Origin of the sequence: Rhodococcoides kroppenstedtii (assembly GCF_900111805.1) — a bacterium.
Classification (GTDB): Bacteria; Actinomycetota; Actinomycetes; order Mycobacteriales; family Mycobacteriaceae; genus Rhodococcoides; species Rhodococcoides kroppenstedtii.
This window is the reverse complement of sequence record NZ_FOJN01000001.1, coordinates 384,664-400,117: the sequence shown is the minus strand read 5'-3', so window position 1 is coordinate 400,117 and position 15,454 is coordinate 384,664. Positions and strand designations below refer to the sequence as shown.

General features: G+C 70.4%; 14 protein-coding genes and 1 tRNA gene. 8 read left to right on the top strand and 7 right to left on the bottom strand.

The features are described from left to right. Positions 1–28: 28 nt before the first annotated feature. A complete protein-coding gene (locus BMZ18_RS01885; protein WP_068365993.1) occupies positions 29–2,059 on the bottom strand; it encodes an NADPH-dependent 2,4-dienoyl-CoA reductase in 2,031 nt (676 codons plus the stop codon). A 75-nt stretch (positions 2,060–2,134) separates the two neighbouring features. On the opposite strand from BMZ18_RS01885, the gene BMZ18_RS01880 reads away from it, so the two are divergent. Then, positions 2,135–3,466 (top strand): MFS transporter, encoded by a 1,332-nt coding sequence (locus tag BMZ18_RS01880; RefSeq protein ID WP_068365995.1) that lies wholly within the window; start codon positions 2,135–2,137, stop codon positions 3,464–3,466. Between the two features lie 17 nt (positions 3,467–3,483). Here BMZ18_RS01880 and BMZ18_RS01875 read toward each other — a convergent pair whose 3' ends face one another. Together BMZ18_RS01875 and BMZ18_RS01870 are read right to left on the bottom strand one after the other, a co-directional pair. Further along, positions 3,484–4,293: an alpha/beta fold hydrolase gene (locus BMZ18_RS01875; protein WP_068366023.1), complete on the bottom strand. Its 810-nt coding sequence runs from the start codon at positions 4,291–4,293 to the stop codon at positions 3,484–3,486. A 10-nt stretch (positions 4,294–4,303) separates the two neighbouring features. Further along, on the bottom strand, positions 4,304–4,972 hold the full coding sequence (locus tag BMZ18_RS01870) for a TetR family transcriptional regulator (protein ID WP_068366025.1): 669 nt from the start codon (positions 4,970–4,972) through the stop codon (positions 4,304–4,306). A 211-nt stretch (positions 4,973–5,183) separates the two neighbouring features. On the opposite strand from BMZ18_RS01870, the gene BMZ18_RS01865 reads away from it, so the two are divergent. From BMZ18_RS01865 to BMZ18_RS01850, 4 genes are all read left to right on the top strand, one after another. Then, the gene (locus BMZ18_RS01865) at positions 5,184–6,296 is read left to right on the top strand and encodes a ferredoxin reductase (protein ID WP_068366027.1); all 1,113 of its coding nucleotides are present in this window, start codon (positions 5,184–5,186) and stop codon (positions 6,294–6,296) included. 26 nt (positions 6,297–6,322) lie between these two features. After that, positions 6,323–7,525 carry a fatty acid desaturase family protein gene (locus tag BMZ18_RS01860; protein WP_068365997.1) on the top strand — a complete coding sequence of 401 codons (1,203 nt, stop codon included), beginning with the start codon at positions 6,323–6,325 and terminating at the stop codon, positions 7,523–7,525. Between the two features lie 11 nt (positions 7,526–7,536). Continuing rightward, complete coding sequence (locus BMZ18_RS01855) at positions 7,537–7,773, top strand: hypothetical protein (RefSeq protein WP_068100038.1); 237 nt, start codon at positions 7,537–7,539, stop codon at positions 7,771–7,773. A gap of 145 nt (positions 7,774–7,918) precedes the next feature. Beyond that, entirely contained in the window at positions 7,919–9,103 is a 1,185-nt protein-coding gene (locus BMZ18_RS01850; RefSeq protein WP_074921720.1) for a winged helix DNA-binding domain-containing protein, read from the top strand. Positions 9,104–9,135: 32 nt separating this feature from the next. On the opposite strand, the gene BMZ18_RS01845 is transcribed toward BMZ18_RS01850, so the two are convergent. Beyond that, positions 9,136–9,933 (bottom strand): LuxR C-terminal-related transcriptional regulator, encoded by a 798-nt coding sequence (locus BMZ18_RS01845; protein ID WP_068365470.1) that lies wholly within the window; start codon positions 9,931–9,933, stop codon positions 9,136–9,138. 144 nt (positions 9,934–10,077) lie between these two features. Between BMZ18_RS01845 and BMZ18_RS01840 the strand changes: the two genes are divergently transcribed. Then, a complete protein-coding gene (locus BMZ18_RS01840) occupies positions 10,078–11,601 on the top strand; it encodes an AMP-binding protein (protein ID WP_068365475.1) in 1,524 nt (507 codons plus the stop codon). Here the strand turns inward: BMZ18_RS01840 and BMZ18_RS01835 are convergent. Then, a complete protein-coding gene (locus tag BMZ18_RS01835) occupies positions 11,598–12,026 on the bottom strand; it encodes a DUF732 domain-containing protein (RefSeq protein ID WP_074921694.1) in 429 nt (142 codons plus the stop codon). The genes BMZ18_RS01840 and BMZ18_RS01835 overlap by 4 nt on opposite strands. 35 nt (positions 12,027–12,061) lie before the next feature. Between BMZ18_RS01835 and BMZ18_RS01830 the strand changes: the two genes are divergently transcribed. Continuing rightward, on the top strand, positions 12,062–12,703 hold the full coding sequence (locus tag BMZ18_RS01830) for a YoaK family protein (protein ID WP_068365468.1): 642 nt from the start codon (positions 12,062–12,064) through the stop codon (positions 12,701–12,703). Positions 12,704–12,815: 112 nt separating this feature from the next. Here BMZ18_RS01830 and BMZ18_RS01825 read toward each other — a convergent pair. Continuing rightward, a tRNA-Arg gene (locus BMZ18_RS01825) sits at positions 12,816–12,888 on the bottom strand. Positions 12,889–13,000: 112 nt separating this feature from the next. Between BMZ18_RS01825 and BMZ18_RS01820 the strand changes: the two genes are divergently transcribed. Next, entirely contained in the window at positions 13,001–15,022 is a 2,022-nt protein-coding gene (locus tag BMZ18_RS01820; protein WP_068365467.1) for a bifunctional copper resistance protein CopD/cytochrome c oxidase assembly protein, read from the top strand. Here BMZ18_RS01820 and BMZ18_RS01815 read toward each other — a convergent pair. Then, complete coding sequence (locus tag BMZ18_RS01815) at positions 15,019–15,426, bottom strand: GtrA family protein (protein WP_308124844.1); 408 nt, start codon at positions 15,424–15,426, stop codon at positions 15,019–15,021. The genes BMZ18_RS01820 and BMZ18_RS01815 overlap by 4 nt on opposite strands. Positions 15,427–15,454: the final 28 nt, after the last annotated feature.

Below are 15,454 nucleotides of genomic sequence, written 5' to 3'. Positions count from 1 at the left end.
GCCGGCGGAGGTCCGGCACCGGGAGAGGTCACAAACGTGCGGCCACCCGCGTCCCCTGCTCGATGGCCCGCTTCGCGTCGATTTCCGCGGCGCGCTCGGCCCCACCGATGACGTCGACACCGATCCCGGCCGTCGTCACGGCGTCGAGCAGCGTCCGAACGGGTTCCTGACCGGCGCAGACGACGACGGTGTCGACGGCCAGGGTGCGCGGTCGGCCGTCGACGGAGATGTGCACGCCGGCGTCGTCGATACGGTGGTAGGTCACGCCGGAGAGTTGCTCGACGCCGCCGTCGACGAGATGCGCGCGGTGGACCCATCCGGTGGTCTTGCCGAGCCGGGTGCCGATGCGTCCTTCGGTCCGCTGGAGCAGGTACACCTGCCGTCGCGGGCTCTCGGGTCGTCGTTCGGTCAGCCCGCCGCGCGCGGCCGGGTCGTCGGTCACGCCCCACTGACGTCGCCACCGTGCGACGTCGAGGGTCGGCGAGGACGTCGTGGTGAGGAACGTGCAGACGTCGACACCGATGCCGCCCGCCCCGAGCACCGCGACGCGATCGCCGATCGGGGCGCGGCCGAGGACCGCGTCGGCGTAGCTGACCACGCTGGGGTGGTCGATTCCGGGAATCGTCGGCACCCGCGGGACGACGCCCGTCGCGAGGACGACGTGGTCGGCGCCGACGAGGTCGTCGACGGTGGCGGTGACGCCGAGGCGGACGTCGACGCCGGCGCGCTCCAGCGAGTGAGTGAAGTAGCGGATGGTCTCCGTGAACTCCTCCTTGCCGGGGATGCGGCGAGCGATCTCGAACTGGCCGCCGATGCGGTCGGTGGACTCGAAAAGCGTCACGCGGTGGCCGCGTCGACCCAGTTCGACGGCGGCGGCCAACCCGGCCGGTCCGGCCCCGACGACGGCGACGTCTCGGGCTCGCCGGGTCGGCGCGAGAACGAGTTCGGTCTCCCGGCCGGCCCGCGGGTTGAGCAGGCACGAGGCCTTGCGGTGGACGAAGACGTGGTCGAGGCACGCCTGATTGCAGGCGATGCAGGTGTTGATCTCGTCGCGCCGGCCCTCGGCCGCCTTGGTCACCCAGTTCGGGTCCGCCAGCATGGGACGGGCCATCGAGATCAGGTCCGCGTCGCCGTCGGCGAGCAACTGTTCGGCGACCTCGGGCATGGAGATGCGGTTGGTGGCCACCACCGGGACGCGAGCGACGTCGGTGAGGCGACGGATCTCGTCGGCGAACGCGGCGCGCGGGACCGACGTGACGATGGTGGGGACGCGGGACTCGTGCCAGCCGATGTCGGAGTCGAGCAGATCGACGCCCGCGTCCTCCAGATCGCGGGCCAGGGCCACCACTTCCGGCCAGGTCTGCCCGTGCGCCACGAGGTCCGCGATCGACAGGCGGAACATCAGCAGGAAGTCGGGACCCACGGCCGCCCGCGTGCGGCGCACGATCTCCACCGGCAGCCGACGGCGGTGCGCGGCCGAGCCGCCCCAGCGGTCCGTGCGGCGGTTCGTCGCCGGGGCGAGGAACTGATTGATCAGGTAGCCCTCGCCGCCCATGATCTCGACGCCGTCGTAGCCGGCTCGTTGTGCCAGGCGTGCACACCGCACGTAGGCGTCGATCTGCCGCTCGATGCCGCGGTCCGTGAGCCGCCACGGACGGAACGGGGAGATGGGGGACTTCCGGGACGACGCCGACGCGGCGCCGGGGTGATAGGCGTAGCGGCCCGCGTGCAGGATCTGCAGCACGATACGGGCGCCCTCGTCGTGCACCGCGGCGGTGATGCGGCGGTGCCGGCGCGCCTCGATACGGTTGGTCAGCTTGGCCGCGAAGGGGAGGAGCCATCCGCGCCGGTTCGGGGCGTACCCGCCCGTCACGATGAGGCCGACCCCGCCGCGGGCTCGCTCGGCGAAGTACGCGGCGAGCTTGCCGGCGTCGTGCGCACGGTCCTCGAGCCCGGTGTGCATCGAGCCCATCACGACGCGATTGCGCAGGGTCACCGAGCCGATCGTGATCGGGGTGAGCAGCGTCGGATACCGGTGCGCCTGCGAGGTGTCGGTCACGGTCGCCGAGTCTAGGGACGAGGCGCGGCGCCGGACCGGAATCGAGCCGTCCCCGTCGCGACCTATGCTGCGAGCATGGTGGTGGTCGGTGGTCCCGGCACGGTGTCCAGGAAGCAGATCGCGGCGTGGGGCCTGTGGGATTGGGGCGGCGCCGCCTTCCAGGCGGTCATCCTGACGTTCGTCTTCTCCGTCTATCTCACCGACGCCGTCGGCGACGACCTCCCCGGCGGCGTCTCCGCCAGTTCGTGGCTCGGCTGGTCGCTGGGTCTGGCCGGACTGCTCATCGCCTTGAGCGCTCCGGTCTCCGGCCAGCGCAGCGATGCCAGGGGGCGGCGCAAGCGGTCGCTCTTCCTGCTGAGCATCGCCACCGTCGCCGCGATGGCCAGCTTGTTCCTCGTGAAGGACGACTACCACTACCTGTGGCTCGGACTGGTGCTGCTCGCCGGTGGGTCGGTTCTCTTCGAACTCGCTCAGGTGCCCTACACCGCCATGCTCCGGCAGGTCTCCACGCCGGACAATCTGGGCCGGGTGTCCGGGTTCGGCTGGGCGATGGGCTATTTCGGCGGCATCGTGCTCCTGCTGGTGTCCTACTTCGGCTTCATCGCCGGGGAGGGCGACACGCGTGGCTTCCTCGGGATCTCGACCGAGGACGGTCTGAACATCCGCCTGGTCGCGCTGTTCGCCGCGGCGTGGTTCCTCGTCTTCTCCCTACCGGTCCTGCTGGCGGTGCCCGAGCTGCCGCGCACCGATGCGGACTCCGCCGCCGCCCGCGCCGGGTACGTCGAGTCCTACCGGGTCCTGCTGCGCGACGTGCGCGATCTGTGGCGCACCGACCGCCGCACGGTGTGGTTCCTCCTCGCCAGTGCGCTCTTCCGGGACGGTCTCGCCGGCGTGTTCACCTTCGGCGCCGTCCTCGCCGTCACCGTCTACGGCATCTCGGCCGCCGACGTGCTGCTGTTCGGCGTCGCGGCGAACGTCGCCGCGGCGCTCGGGGCGCTCGCCGCGGGGCGTGTCGACGACGCGATCGGACCCAAGCGCGTCATCGTCGTCTCGCTGGCCGCCATGATCGCCACCGGCATCGTCCTGCTGGTGGTGTCCGGGCCCACGATGTTCTGGATCTTCGGCCTCATCCTGTGCCTGTTCGTCGGGCCCGCGCAGTCGTCGTCACGCACGTTTCTCACCCGCATCGTGCCGCCGGGCCGCGAGGGTCAGATGTTCGGGCTCTACGCCACCACCGGCCGCGCCGTGTCCTTCCTGGCGCCGAGCCTGTTCGGGTTCTTCGTCTTCGTGTTCGGCTCGGACCGCGCCGGCATCGTCGGGCTGCTGGTGGTGCTCGCCGCCGGGTTGGCCGCGTTGCTCCCCGTCGCCGCGCCGAGGGGTGATCTGGCTCGGGACGCGGTGGTCTGACTCGGCCCGAGAGATGCTCAGCGAGCGAGGATCTCGTCCGCGAGACGGTCGGGGTCGTCCTCCGGAACCCAGTGGCTCACGCCGAGTTCGACGAACTCGTACGGCCCGTCGACGTGCTGCGCACAACGCTCCGCCGCCACGCGCCCGATGGCGGTGTCGTCGTTGCCCCACACGAACGTGGTGGGCACGGTCACCGGACCGAGGTCGCCGAACTCGCGGGTCATGGCGCGGTACCAGTTCAGCGCGCCGGTGAGCGCGGCGCGATCCACGACGGCCGGCAGGTGGCGCTCGACGATCGTCGGATCCGCCGCGCCGGAGAACATGGCGATCAGGCGACGGGCGTCGTCGGCCAGCAGAACGTCCTCGGCTTTGTCCGGTTGACGGAACAGCTGCATGTACGCGCTGCGCTCCTTCTGATCCGCGTCGTTCCGCAGCGCCCAGCCGAACGCGCCGGGGTGGGGGACGGACACGGCAGTGAGCGAGCGCACCCGCGCGGGATGCCAGACGGCGACGTGCCAGGCGACGATGGCGCCCCAGTCGTGCCCCACCAGGTCGACCGCGTCGAGGCCGAGGGAGTCGAGCATCCCCACGACGTCCGCCACGAGTTCCTCGATGCGGTAGGCCTCGACGCCGTCGGGTCGGGCGTCGGGGGAGTAGCCCCGCTGGTCCGGGGCGATGACGTACCGGCCGGCGTCGGCCAGGCGGACGGCGACGTCGTGCCAGCTCGCGCCGGTCTCGGGAAAGCCGTGCAGCAGCAACGCCGGGCGGTTCGCCCGGTCGCCGTACTCGCGTGCGTCGAAGGTCAGGTCGCCCACGGGGATGCGCATGGGCCCCACGCTAGCCGCGTGCGGCGGGGCCTCGCTCCCGGACCGCGGTGCGCGGTTGCCATTGACCCATGCCCAGCATGACCACACGCAGTTGTGCGAGGGCGCGTTCGACGACGTCACGCTCGGCCACGCTGTTCGGCCGCACGTCGAGCAGGTCGACCACGGCCGCCAGCATGGTGTTCACGATGAGGTTGGCGACCATGTCGAGATCGTCGGTGGGCCAATCCTGCAGTGCCGGAATGCGTTCGAGATCCTGAACCAGCTCGTGCACGATGAGCCGCAGCTCGGTGGCGATGGCCCGTCGGACCTCGGGAACTCCGCCGTTGCGCTCGCGGAGGAGAAAGCGGAACTGGACGTCGTGGTCCCGGATCTGACCGACGAGCAGGCCCAGGGATTCGCGCGCGTTCTCGGCCGACGGGTGTCGACGCGCGTCGCGCATGACGCGTCGCAACATGCGCATACTGTCCTCGACGACGGCGACGCCGAGATCCTCCATCGACGCGAAGTGGCGGTAGAACGCCGTCGGGACGATGCCCGCCGCGCGGGTCACCTCCCGAAGGCTCACGCTGGCGAAACTGCGGTCCTCGATCGTGGCCAGCGTGCCGTCGACCAGCGCACGGCGCGTGCGCTCCTTGCGCTCGGCCCGGCTGGCCGTGGCGGTTCCGGATCGGTCGGACATGAGCTCACAGTAGCCCACCTGCGTGAATGCGTGTGCACTCCGCCGATATCGGTGGTGTCCGGGTCACTGCTGGTGAAGGGACGTGTCCGTTGTCACATTGGCCTTGAACGTCCCTGGTCCGGGCTGTCACACTCGATTCCAGTGAACGGATGTGCACTGTTGTCGGGTGCGGATCCGACGCCCGCATCCCGCCGACATCGAAGGAGGCTCGATGAGCATCGCCGAACCGGCCGCTCGCCGCCGTCCGTCCCTGCTGTCCAAGCTGCGTCCGCGCCTGTTGGAGACCCTGACCACGCCCCACGCCGTCGACCGCTACCTCGAACTGGTCGACCCCATGGTCACCGTCGACGAGATGCGGGCCGAGGTGGTCGCCGTCCGCCGTCAGACCGCGGACACGGTCACCCTGACCCTGCGGCCGACCTGGCAGTGGGAGGGCCACACCGCCGGACACTTCGTGCAGATCGGCGTCGTGGTGAACGGCATCCGGCACACCCGGTGCTACTCGCCCGTGGGTGCCGCCGGCGCCGACGGCGCCATCGAGCTGACCGTCAAGAAGCAGAAGGACGGCATCGTCTCCACCTACTTGGTCGACGCGGCCGAGCCCGGACTGGTGGTGAGCCTCGCGCCCGCCACCGGAACGTTCGAGCTCCCGTCGCCTCGGCCGAGCCACGTCCTGCTGATCAGCGGCGGGAGCGGCATCACCCCGGTGATGTCGATGCTGCGCACCCTGGTGCACGAGGGGTACACCGGGCGCGTCGCGTTCCTGCACTACGCGTTCACCGAGAAGGACGTCTGCTACCGCGCCGAACTCGACCGCATCGCGGCCGAGAACGACAACGTCGACGTCGTGTACGCGTACACCGATCAGCAGGACGGTGGTCATCTCCACGGCTTCTTCGACGCCGACCACCTGGCCACCGCCGCGCCCTGGTACAGGTCGGCGCAGACCTTCCTGTGCGGGCCGCCCGGGCTGATGAACGGTGTCACCGCCGTGTTCGACGAGCTCGGGCTCGCCGACGCCCTCCACAAGGAGGAGTTCGTCACCGCCACGCCCGTCGCGGACGGCGACGCCACGGGCACCGTGACGTTCTCCGCGTCGGGCGCCACGGCGGAGAACGACGGCGCCACGCTGCTCGAGCAGGCCGAGAACGTCGGGCTCACCCCGGAATTCGGCTGCCGGATGGGCATCTGCTTCACGTGCACCTCGGTCAAGAAGTCCGGATGCACCCGCAACGTCAAGACCGGCGAGACGAGCTCGGATCCCGACACCGAGATCCAGCTGTGCGTCTCCGTTCCCGTGGGCGACGTCGACATCGACGTCTGACCACACCACCACCAGCAGGAGGCATCATGTTCGGACTGTCCTTGTCCTTCCTCCCGTTCGTCGGCTCGGGCTCCAAGCCGGAGCCGACGTCCACCGCCCTCGACAAGCCCGGCACCGACGGCCCCGTCGTCCTGTCGTACGAAGCCGTCGAGGAACTCGGCCGCAAGCTCGACGACCTGCGTGCGCGCACCGTCGCCGATCTCGGCCAGGAGGATCGCGACTACATCTACAAGATCATCAAGGCCCAGCGGGGATTCGAGGTCGCCGGGCGCGGCCTGATGTACCTCGGCTTCTTCCCGCCGGCGTGGATCGCGGCCGTCGGCGCCCTGTCGATGTCGAAGATCCTCGACAACATGGAGATCGGCCACAACGTCATGCACGGCCAGTACGACTGGATGCGTGAGCCGGGCCTGAACTCCAAGAAGTTCGAGTGGGACACCGCGTGCCCCGCCGACCAGTGGCGGCACTCGCACAACTACATGCATCACACGTACACGAACATCCTGGACATGGACCGGGACATCGGGTACGGCATCCTCCGCATGGACAAGGACCAGAAGTGGAACCCGTACTACCTGGGCAACCCGGTGTACGCGTTCCTGCTGATGACCTTCTTCGAGTGGGGCGTCATGCTGCACGATCTCGAGGCCGAGAACGTGGTGCAGGGCAAGCGCAAGTGGAGCGACATCAAGCCGCTGGTCCAGGGCTGGTGGCGCAAGGCCGGCCGCCAGGTCCTGAAGGACTACATCGTCTTCCCGGCGCTGACCGGTCCGCTGTTCGTCCCGACGCTGGTCGGCAACGCGACCGCCAACATCGTGCGCAACGTGTGGGCCTACTCGATCATCTTCTGCGGCCACTTCCCGACCGGTGTGCAGACCTTCACCGCCGAGGAGACCGCGCAGGAGACCCGCGGCCAGTGGTACGTCCGGCAGATGCTCGGCTCGGCCAACATCGAGGGCGGGCCGCTGTTCCACATCCTGTCCGGCAACCTCTCGCACCAGATCGAGCACCACCTCTTCCCGGATCTGCCCGCGCACCGGTACCCGCAGATCGCCCCCGAGGTTCGGGCGCTGTGCGAGGAGTACGGCCTGCCGTACAACACCGGCGGCTTCTTCCATCAGATCGGTACTGTGTGGGGCAAGATCTTCAAGCTCGCGCTGCCGAACCGGTTCACCGGTCCGGACACCGTCACCGGTGTGATCATCGAGCGCGAGAAGGCCGCAGCCTGAGGAGGACCTTCGTGGTCGGCAAGTTCGAACGCAACAAGGACACCGTGCAGGAGCTGACCGAGTCCGCCGCCATGCACGTGGGCCGGATCGCCGTCATCATCGCCACGGCGGTCCGCGACGTCACCCGGGAGATCGGCGACCTCGTCACCGACGGCATCGAGATGCGCGAAGCATCCCGCCGCGCCCAGCGCGACAACCGATCCTTCGAGGTGATCGACGGAGAGTTCGAGCAGGTCGCGGAGAAATAGCTCGACCGACGACGCCCCACCCCGGTCCGTTGAGGGTGGGGCGTTCGTCGTGTGTGGGGTGGATCGTGGAATTCCGGCCCCGGATGCCGGGGCCGGGGTTCCACTATCCCTGTTGCCGCGGGCTCACGTGCACGACACTGTGTCCGTGAGAATCACCGACACCCAGCGCCGCGCCCGCTTGATCTCCCGGCATGCGGTGGGGACGGGGGAGTCCCTCACGCCCGACGCGGTGACCGCCCGCATCCTGGCGCTCCATGCGACCGATCCCGCCAGCGTCTCGCTGCAGGTGATCGCCCGGTCGCGGACCGCCACGCTCGCCGACATCGCGACCGCCATGTACGACGCCCGCACGCTGGTCCGCGTTCTCGCCATGCGCCGGACCCTGTTCGTCGTCGAGAAGCCGTTCATGCCCGTCGTGCAGGCGGGGGCGAGTGCCGGGGTGGCGCGCACCCTGCGGACTCGATTGGTCAAGGAACTGTCGACCAAGCCGACGGACCCCGTGATCGACGACGCCGAGGCCTGGCTCGCCGGCGTGGAGGCGGACGTCGACGTGGCGTTGCGCGCGGCCGGGACGGCGACGGGCGCCGAATTGTCCACGGCCGTACCGGCATTGCGCACCGCTTTCCTGCCGACGACGGACAAGAAGTACGACGTGCGTCGTAACGTCACGTCCACGCTGCTCGCCTTGCTGTCCGCCGAGGGGCGCATGGTGCGGGTGCAGCCGCGGGGGTCGTGGTCGTCGCGGCATCACGTCTGGGCGCCGGTGGAGTACTGGTGGCCCGAGGGTCTTCCCGTGATCGACGAGGCCGAGGCGCGGATCGAGCTGGCGCGGCGGTGGCTCGAGGTGTTCGGGCCCGCGACCGTCGACGACCTGCAGTGGTGGACCGGGTGGTCCAAGGGGCACACGCAGAAGGCCGTGGCGGCCCTCGACATTCATGAGGTCGAGCTGGACGCGGGGCCGGGAATCATGCTGTCGAACACCGAGATCGAACCCGCAACCGGTGGTGCGGCACTGCTGCCGGCCCTGGATCCGACGCCGATGGGCTGGAAGGACCGTCGGTGGTTTCTGCCCGACACACTCCGCCCGGCGCTCTTCGACACCTCCGGCAACGTGGGCCCCACCGTGTGGTGGAACGGCCGCGTGGTCGGGGGGTGGGCGGTGCGGCCGGGGGAGGGCGTCGTCACCCGACTGCTCGAGGACGTTCCGGCCCGCGCCGTCGCGGGAATAGCGCGGGAGGCCGCCCGCATCTCCGCCGTCCTGGACGGAACACCGGTCACCCCGTCGTTCCCGACGCCGCTGGAGAAGGAACTGCGAACTTCGGTGCAGTAGTCCACCCCCACGGTGGACAACTGCACCGACAGTCAGGGCAGCAGGCCCGCCCGTCGCGCGGAGGTGGCCGCCTCCATGCGCGTGGTGGCGCCGAGCTTGACCATGATCGACTTCATGTAGCTCTTCACCGTCCCGACGGTCAGCCCCAGCGAATCCGCCACGGCAGCATTGGATTTGCCGGTCGCGACGAGGGCGACGACATCGAGTTCGCGCGCGGTGAGCGAGCAGGACGAGTCGGGTTCGACGCCCCCGACCACGGCGCCGGCGAGGTCCGCTCCGGCTCGGTCGAGCGCGGCCTTCACGGCCGGATCGTCGACACGCGCGGCGAGCATGCGCAGGTTCGCGTACGCGCTGCGAATGTCTTCGCGCAGCCGATCGGAGCGAGCCCGCTCCTCGTCGACCGCGAGTTCCTGCCCGACGCGACGGGCCTCGTCGCTCAACGCATCCAGGACCCGTCCGCCGATGATGCCGACGCGGTGATTCGCGCCGTAGAGCACGCCGACGTGGCGTTCGTTCACCACGACGGGCGCCGCGATCATGGCGCGCAGACCCTCGGCGGCGATGATCGCGTCGTATCGGTGGCTGATGACCGACGTGGTGGTGTAGTCGTCGACCGAGACGGTCCGGCCGATCTGCAGGACTCGCCCACCCAGGCCCTGCCCGGGATCGAGGGTCACGCCGTCGAGTGCGCCGACCGAGCGGCCGCAGAAATGGGCGAGCGACAACTTCCGCGACGCGCCGACCGTGCCGCCGAAGGCGAGCGAGACCCCCGTGGCCTCCCGCAACCGGGCGACGGCGGTGTCCATGCGCGTACTCGTACTGGCGATCATCTCTCCGTCTCCCTGCCCATCACTCACTTCGGAGGGTATCGGGCGCCACGTGGTGTGGACCACACTGAATCACAGAACGAGCGAAAGGACACCACTGTGCACGGAGTTGCCTCGGCACCTGCAGCGGCCGACACCACGGCCGCCATCACCGCCCTCGCGGAGACCTACGGCGCCGCATCGCTGAACGTCGCTGCCGTGCTCTGCGACGACCACGATCCGTCGGCGATCGCCTTCACGTTCGTCGACGTCGACGCCGCCGGCGCGCTCACCCATCACGATCTGACGTTCGGCGATCTCGCGGACAAGTCCGCACGCTTCGCGAGGGGACTCGCGTCGATGGGCATCGGCCAGGGCGACCGCGTCGGCGTGCTCATGAGCAAGCGGGAGGAGTTGATCGTCGCGCTGCTGGGGATCTGGCGACTCGGCGCCGTCCACGTGCCGCTGTTCACCGCGTTCGCGACGCCGGCGATCGAGATGCGAGTGACGGCCGCGGCGGCGCGCGTGGTCGTCGTCGACAGCGACCAGCGTCCCAAGCTCGAGGGCATCGACGGCATCGCCGTCGTGGAGACCGGCCCCGGTTTCGACGCGATGGTCACCGAGAACGAGCCCCTGGCGTCGTCGGTCGCGGTGGGTGGCGACGGCATCATCGTCCAGCTGTTCACCTCGGGCACCACGGGTCGCCCCAAGGGCGTGCCGGTGCCGGCGCGGGCGCTGGCCTCGTTCGTCGCGTACATGACCTACGGACTCGACGTGCGCGAGGACGACGTGTTCTGGAACGCCGCCGACCCCGGCTGGGCGTACGGGCTCTACTACGCGATCCTCGGGCCGATGGCGATGGGTCGACGCAGCCTGATGCTGCACGCCGGCTTCACCCCCGCGGTGACGTCCGCCGTCATGACCACCTTCGGTGTCACCAATTTCGCCGCCGCGCCCACCGTCTACCGCAGCCTGAGCAAGGACCCGTCCGTGGGCGGGCTGTCCCTGCGTCGGGCGTCGTCGGCGGGCGAACCGCTGACGCCCGACGTCCTCGTCTGGGGCGAGAAGGCGCTGGGGGTGACCGTGCGGGACCACTACGGGCAGACCGAACACGGCATGGTCATCGTGAACGGATGGCACGACGACGTGCGCGCCGAGGTCATTCCGGGGTCGATGGGCACGCCGCTGCCGGGCTTCGCCGCGGGGGTGATCGACGGCCAGATCGCGTTCGACGTCGCCGGCTCGCCGCTCATGTGGTTCGACGGCTACCTCGACGACCCCGACAAGACCGCCGAGCGGTTCACCGAGGACCGCGCCTGGTACCTCACCGGCGACGCGGGCCGGGTCGAGGACGGCTCCTACTTCTTCTCCGCGCGCAACGACGACGTCATCATCATGGCCGGGTACCGCATCGGCCCGTTCGACATCGAGAGCGTGCTGGTCGAGCACCCGTCCGTGATCGACGTGGCCGTGGTGGGCCAGCCCGACGACATCCGCGGCGAGGTGGTCGAGGCGTACGTGGTGCTCGCGCCGGGCACCGAGGGCTCGGCCGAACTCGAGGCCGAGTTGCAGCAGCTGGTGAAGACGAAGTTCGCGGCGCACGCCTACCCGCGGACCGTGCACTTCGTCGACGCCCTGCCCAAGACGCCGAGCGGCAAGATCCAGCGATTCCTGTTGCGCCGCAAGCGCTAGTTAGGCAGCAGGGCGCGGAACTCGGGGCAATACGCCCCGATCGCGGAGCCGACGATGGCCCCGGCCGCACCCTGGTCCCACTTGCCGCCGCTGCCGGTGGTCACCGCGTCCACCTCGGCGATCACCGGCGCGCCCTGCTGCAGCTCGGCGCAGATGCCCCGGCCGAGGATGACCATGGTCTCGGGGTCGGCGAAGTCGACGGCCCCGGCCCGCAGACCGGCGACGAACAGATCGTCGGCCGCGACGGCGTCGGCTCCGGTGGGGACCGCGGGGCCGGCGACGGCGGGGGTGCTCTGCTCGGTGGTGGGGTCCTCGGACGTCCGCGGGGCCCCGTCGGACGTCGCTGGTGGGTCGGCGGGCGGGTCGGACGGTGCACATCCGGCGAGTACCAGCGCGCACGCCCCGGCGGCGAGGAGTCGGCGCATCACCGCAGCGACGCTACCCGGCTCGGGGTGGTGGAATGTCCCGCGTGATCGACGACGTGCGCGAGTTCCGAACGGTGGCGGGCCTCGCCGCGGTGGCCGGCTTCGTCGACGGCGTGGGGTTCGTCGCGCTCGGCGGCTTCTTCCTGTCCTTCATCACCGGCAACTCGACCCGCAGCGCGGTGATGCTCGTGGGCGGCGACCTCGGGGCGGTGGCGGTCGGCCTGTCGATCGTGGCGACGTTCGTGGTCGGCGTGATCGTCGGGGGAGTGGTCGGGGCGGTCGCGGACCGTCGTCGGCGGTCGGCGGTATTGGCGACGGTCGCGGTTCTGCTGGCCCTCGCCAGGGTGGTGCACCTGCTGGTGCACGCCACCCTGCCGTCGGCCCTGGTCCTCACTGCGGGCATGGGTGCGCTGAACGCCGCGTTCGCCCGTCGCGGTGGGGCCGTCGCCGTCACCTACATGACCGGCATGCTCGTCACCGCCGGGTTGCGCGTGGCCGATCGGGTTCTCGGGCGCGGGACCGCGACCTGGCTGCAGCCATTGGGACTCTGGACCGCACTGACTCTCGGGGCCGTGGCGGGAGCGGCGGCGTACCGGCTGCTGGGGTTCTCCGCGCCGGCGATCGCTCTGGCGGTGGTGGTTCTGGCTGCCGGCGTGGCGTATCGGGCCGGGCAGTAGCGGCGACGGGGGTGCGGCGGGCTTCCCGCTGACGGTGTCGACGTGTGCTGACGGTGCACCGTCCGTGAACGCAGGAGCGATCAGCGGGAAGGCCGGGCGCCGGGACGCGGAGTGCCCCCGGCAGGATTCGAACCTGCGACCAAGGGATTAGAAGGCCCTTGCTCTATCCCCTGAGCTACGGAGGCGCACGGAGAGTGTAGCCAAGCGACCCTCGGCGCCACACCGGTCCCGTCGGGTGTGGCGCATCTACTACAACCTGTCGGTGATTGGGCGGCGAACGGCTTCTACCCTGGAAGCATGGCAACCACCGAGGTCCGACCCGTGACGACGCCCGAGCGGGGCGCGGGGTCGTCGGGCGTCGCCGCGGGAGCCGGCCTGGTCGCGGCGGTCGTCGCGGCGCTGATCGTCGCGCTGTCCGCGTCGCAGGCCCTGGTGCTGCTCGGCATTCCCGATCCGGGGCCCGTCACCACCTACGGACTGCCGGCGGTGCGGGCGCTCGGGGAGATCGCCGCCGTGATCGCGATCGGGTCGCTGCTGCTCGCAGCTTTCCTGGTCCCGCCGCAGGCGTCCGGCGTCCTCGACGTCGACGGCTATCGCGCGGTGCGCACCGCCTCCGTCGCCGCTGCTGTGTGGGCCGCGTGCGCGATCGTCCTGGTACCGCTGACCCTGTCGGACACCTCCGGCCAGCCGCTCGGGCAGGCGCTCGAGCCGGCGAATCTGTGGTCCGGCCTCGCGCAGGTGGAACTGGCACGGGCCTGGCAGTGGACGGCCATCATCGCGCTGATCCTCACCGTCGCCGCGCGCAGCGTGCTCCGCTGGGGCTGGACTCCCGTGCTCCTGCTGGTCGGTCTCGCCTCGCTCATGCCGCTGGCGCTCACCGGACACTCGTCGTCCGGCGGGTCGCACGACGTCGCCACCAACAGCCTGATCCTCCACCTCGTCGCGGCCTCGTTGTGGGCCGGCGGACTCTTCGCACTGCTGGCGCACGCCCGTCGTCGCGGCGCGCACACCGACGTCGCGGCTCGCCGGTTCTCGGCCGTCGCGCTGATCGCGTTCGTCGTCATGGGGGTGAGCGGCGTGGTCAACGCCTTCGTCCGCATCACCCCGTCCGACCTGATCGACACCACGTACGGCCGCCTGGTACTGGCGAAGGTGGTGGCGCTGATCGCGCTCGGAACGTTCGGCTACGTCCACCGCCGGCGGTCACTGCCCGACCTCGCCGCGGACCCGTCGTCACGCTCCGCGCTCGCCTGCTTCGCCGGCGCCGAGATGCTGGTGTTCGCGGCCACTGTCGGACTGGCCGTGGGACTCTCGCGCACCCCGCCGCCCGCCGGTGACGGTCGCGAGCTGACCCTCACCGAGGTCGAACTCGGCTACGACCTGACCCGGCCGCCGTCGTTCGCCACCTTCGTCACCGACTGGCGCTTCGACCTGATCTTCGGCACCGCCGCGATCGTGCTCGCCGCGGTCTATCTCGTCGGTGTGCGTCGCCTGATCCGACGCGGCGACACCTGGCCCGTCGGCCGCACCGTCGCGTGGGTCCTGGGCTGCCTGAGCCTGCTGGTCGCCACGTCGTCCGGCATCGGGCGGTATTCGATGGCCATGTTCTCCGTGCACATGGGCGCGCACATGGTGCTCTCGATGCTGACGCCGGTGCTGCTCGCGCTCGGTGGTGCGGTCACGCTGGCACTGCGAGTGCTGCCGGCCGCCGGGAAGAACGGCGTGCCCGGACCGCGCGAATGGATCCTCGCCGCGCTGCACAGCCCGGTGTCGCGTTTTCTTACCCAGCCGGTGGTGGCCGCCGTCATCTTCGTGGGCGGGTTCTACGCGCTGTACCTCGGCGGGATCTACGACTCGGCGGTCGACTCCCACGGCGCGCACCTCCTGATGAACCTGCACTTCCTGCTCAGCGGCTACCTCTTCTACTGGGTGGTCATCGGGGTCGATCCGGCACCGCGTCGACTGTCCCCGGTGACCAAGCTGGCCATGGTGTTCGGGTCGCTGCCGTTCCACGCCTTCTTCGGTGTCGCGCTGATGAGCACCGAATCGGTGATGGGGGAGCAGTTCTTCCGCGGACTGGGCCTGCCGTGGAACCAGGACCTGCTGGCCGATCAGCGTCTCGGCGGCGGCATCGCCTGGGCGACGGGCGAGATCCCGCTGCTGCTGGTCATGATCGCGCTGCTGGTGCAGTGGTCCGCGAGCGACCGGAAGGAAGCCGTGCGGACCGACCGCGCCGCGGACCGCGACGACGACGCCGAACTCGCCGCCCACAACGCGATGTTCGCCGAGCTGGCCCGACGCGACCGCGACGGCCGCTAGAAGACCCACCCCCGCAACGCGAGGAAGCGGAGTCCGCCGACCACGGCGGTCACCGTGACCACCAGCAGGGCGGATGCGAGCGCGCTCGTGTTCGGGGCGGCAACCTCGAGCGCCGTGACGGCCGCCGTGGACACCATGAGACCCACGAGGGCGAGCCCGCCGGCTTCCCACTGCGCGGTGAACCAGTGGACCCGCTCACCGGCGTGGAACGTCAGGCGGCGGTGCAGCTCGTTTGCGAGAACGGTGGAGGCCGCGGCGCCCGCGACGTTCGCGATCACCCGACCCTCGGGCTGCATCAGGACGAACACCGCGACGTAGAGGACGTTGCTCACGGCGCCGACGGCCGCGAAGCGGACCAGTTGGGGAACGACGGAATCGTTCCGCACGACCGCAGCAGCGATCACCCGTCCCCTCATGAGACAGGCCTGTTCC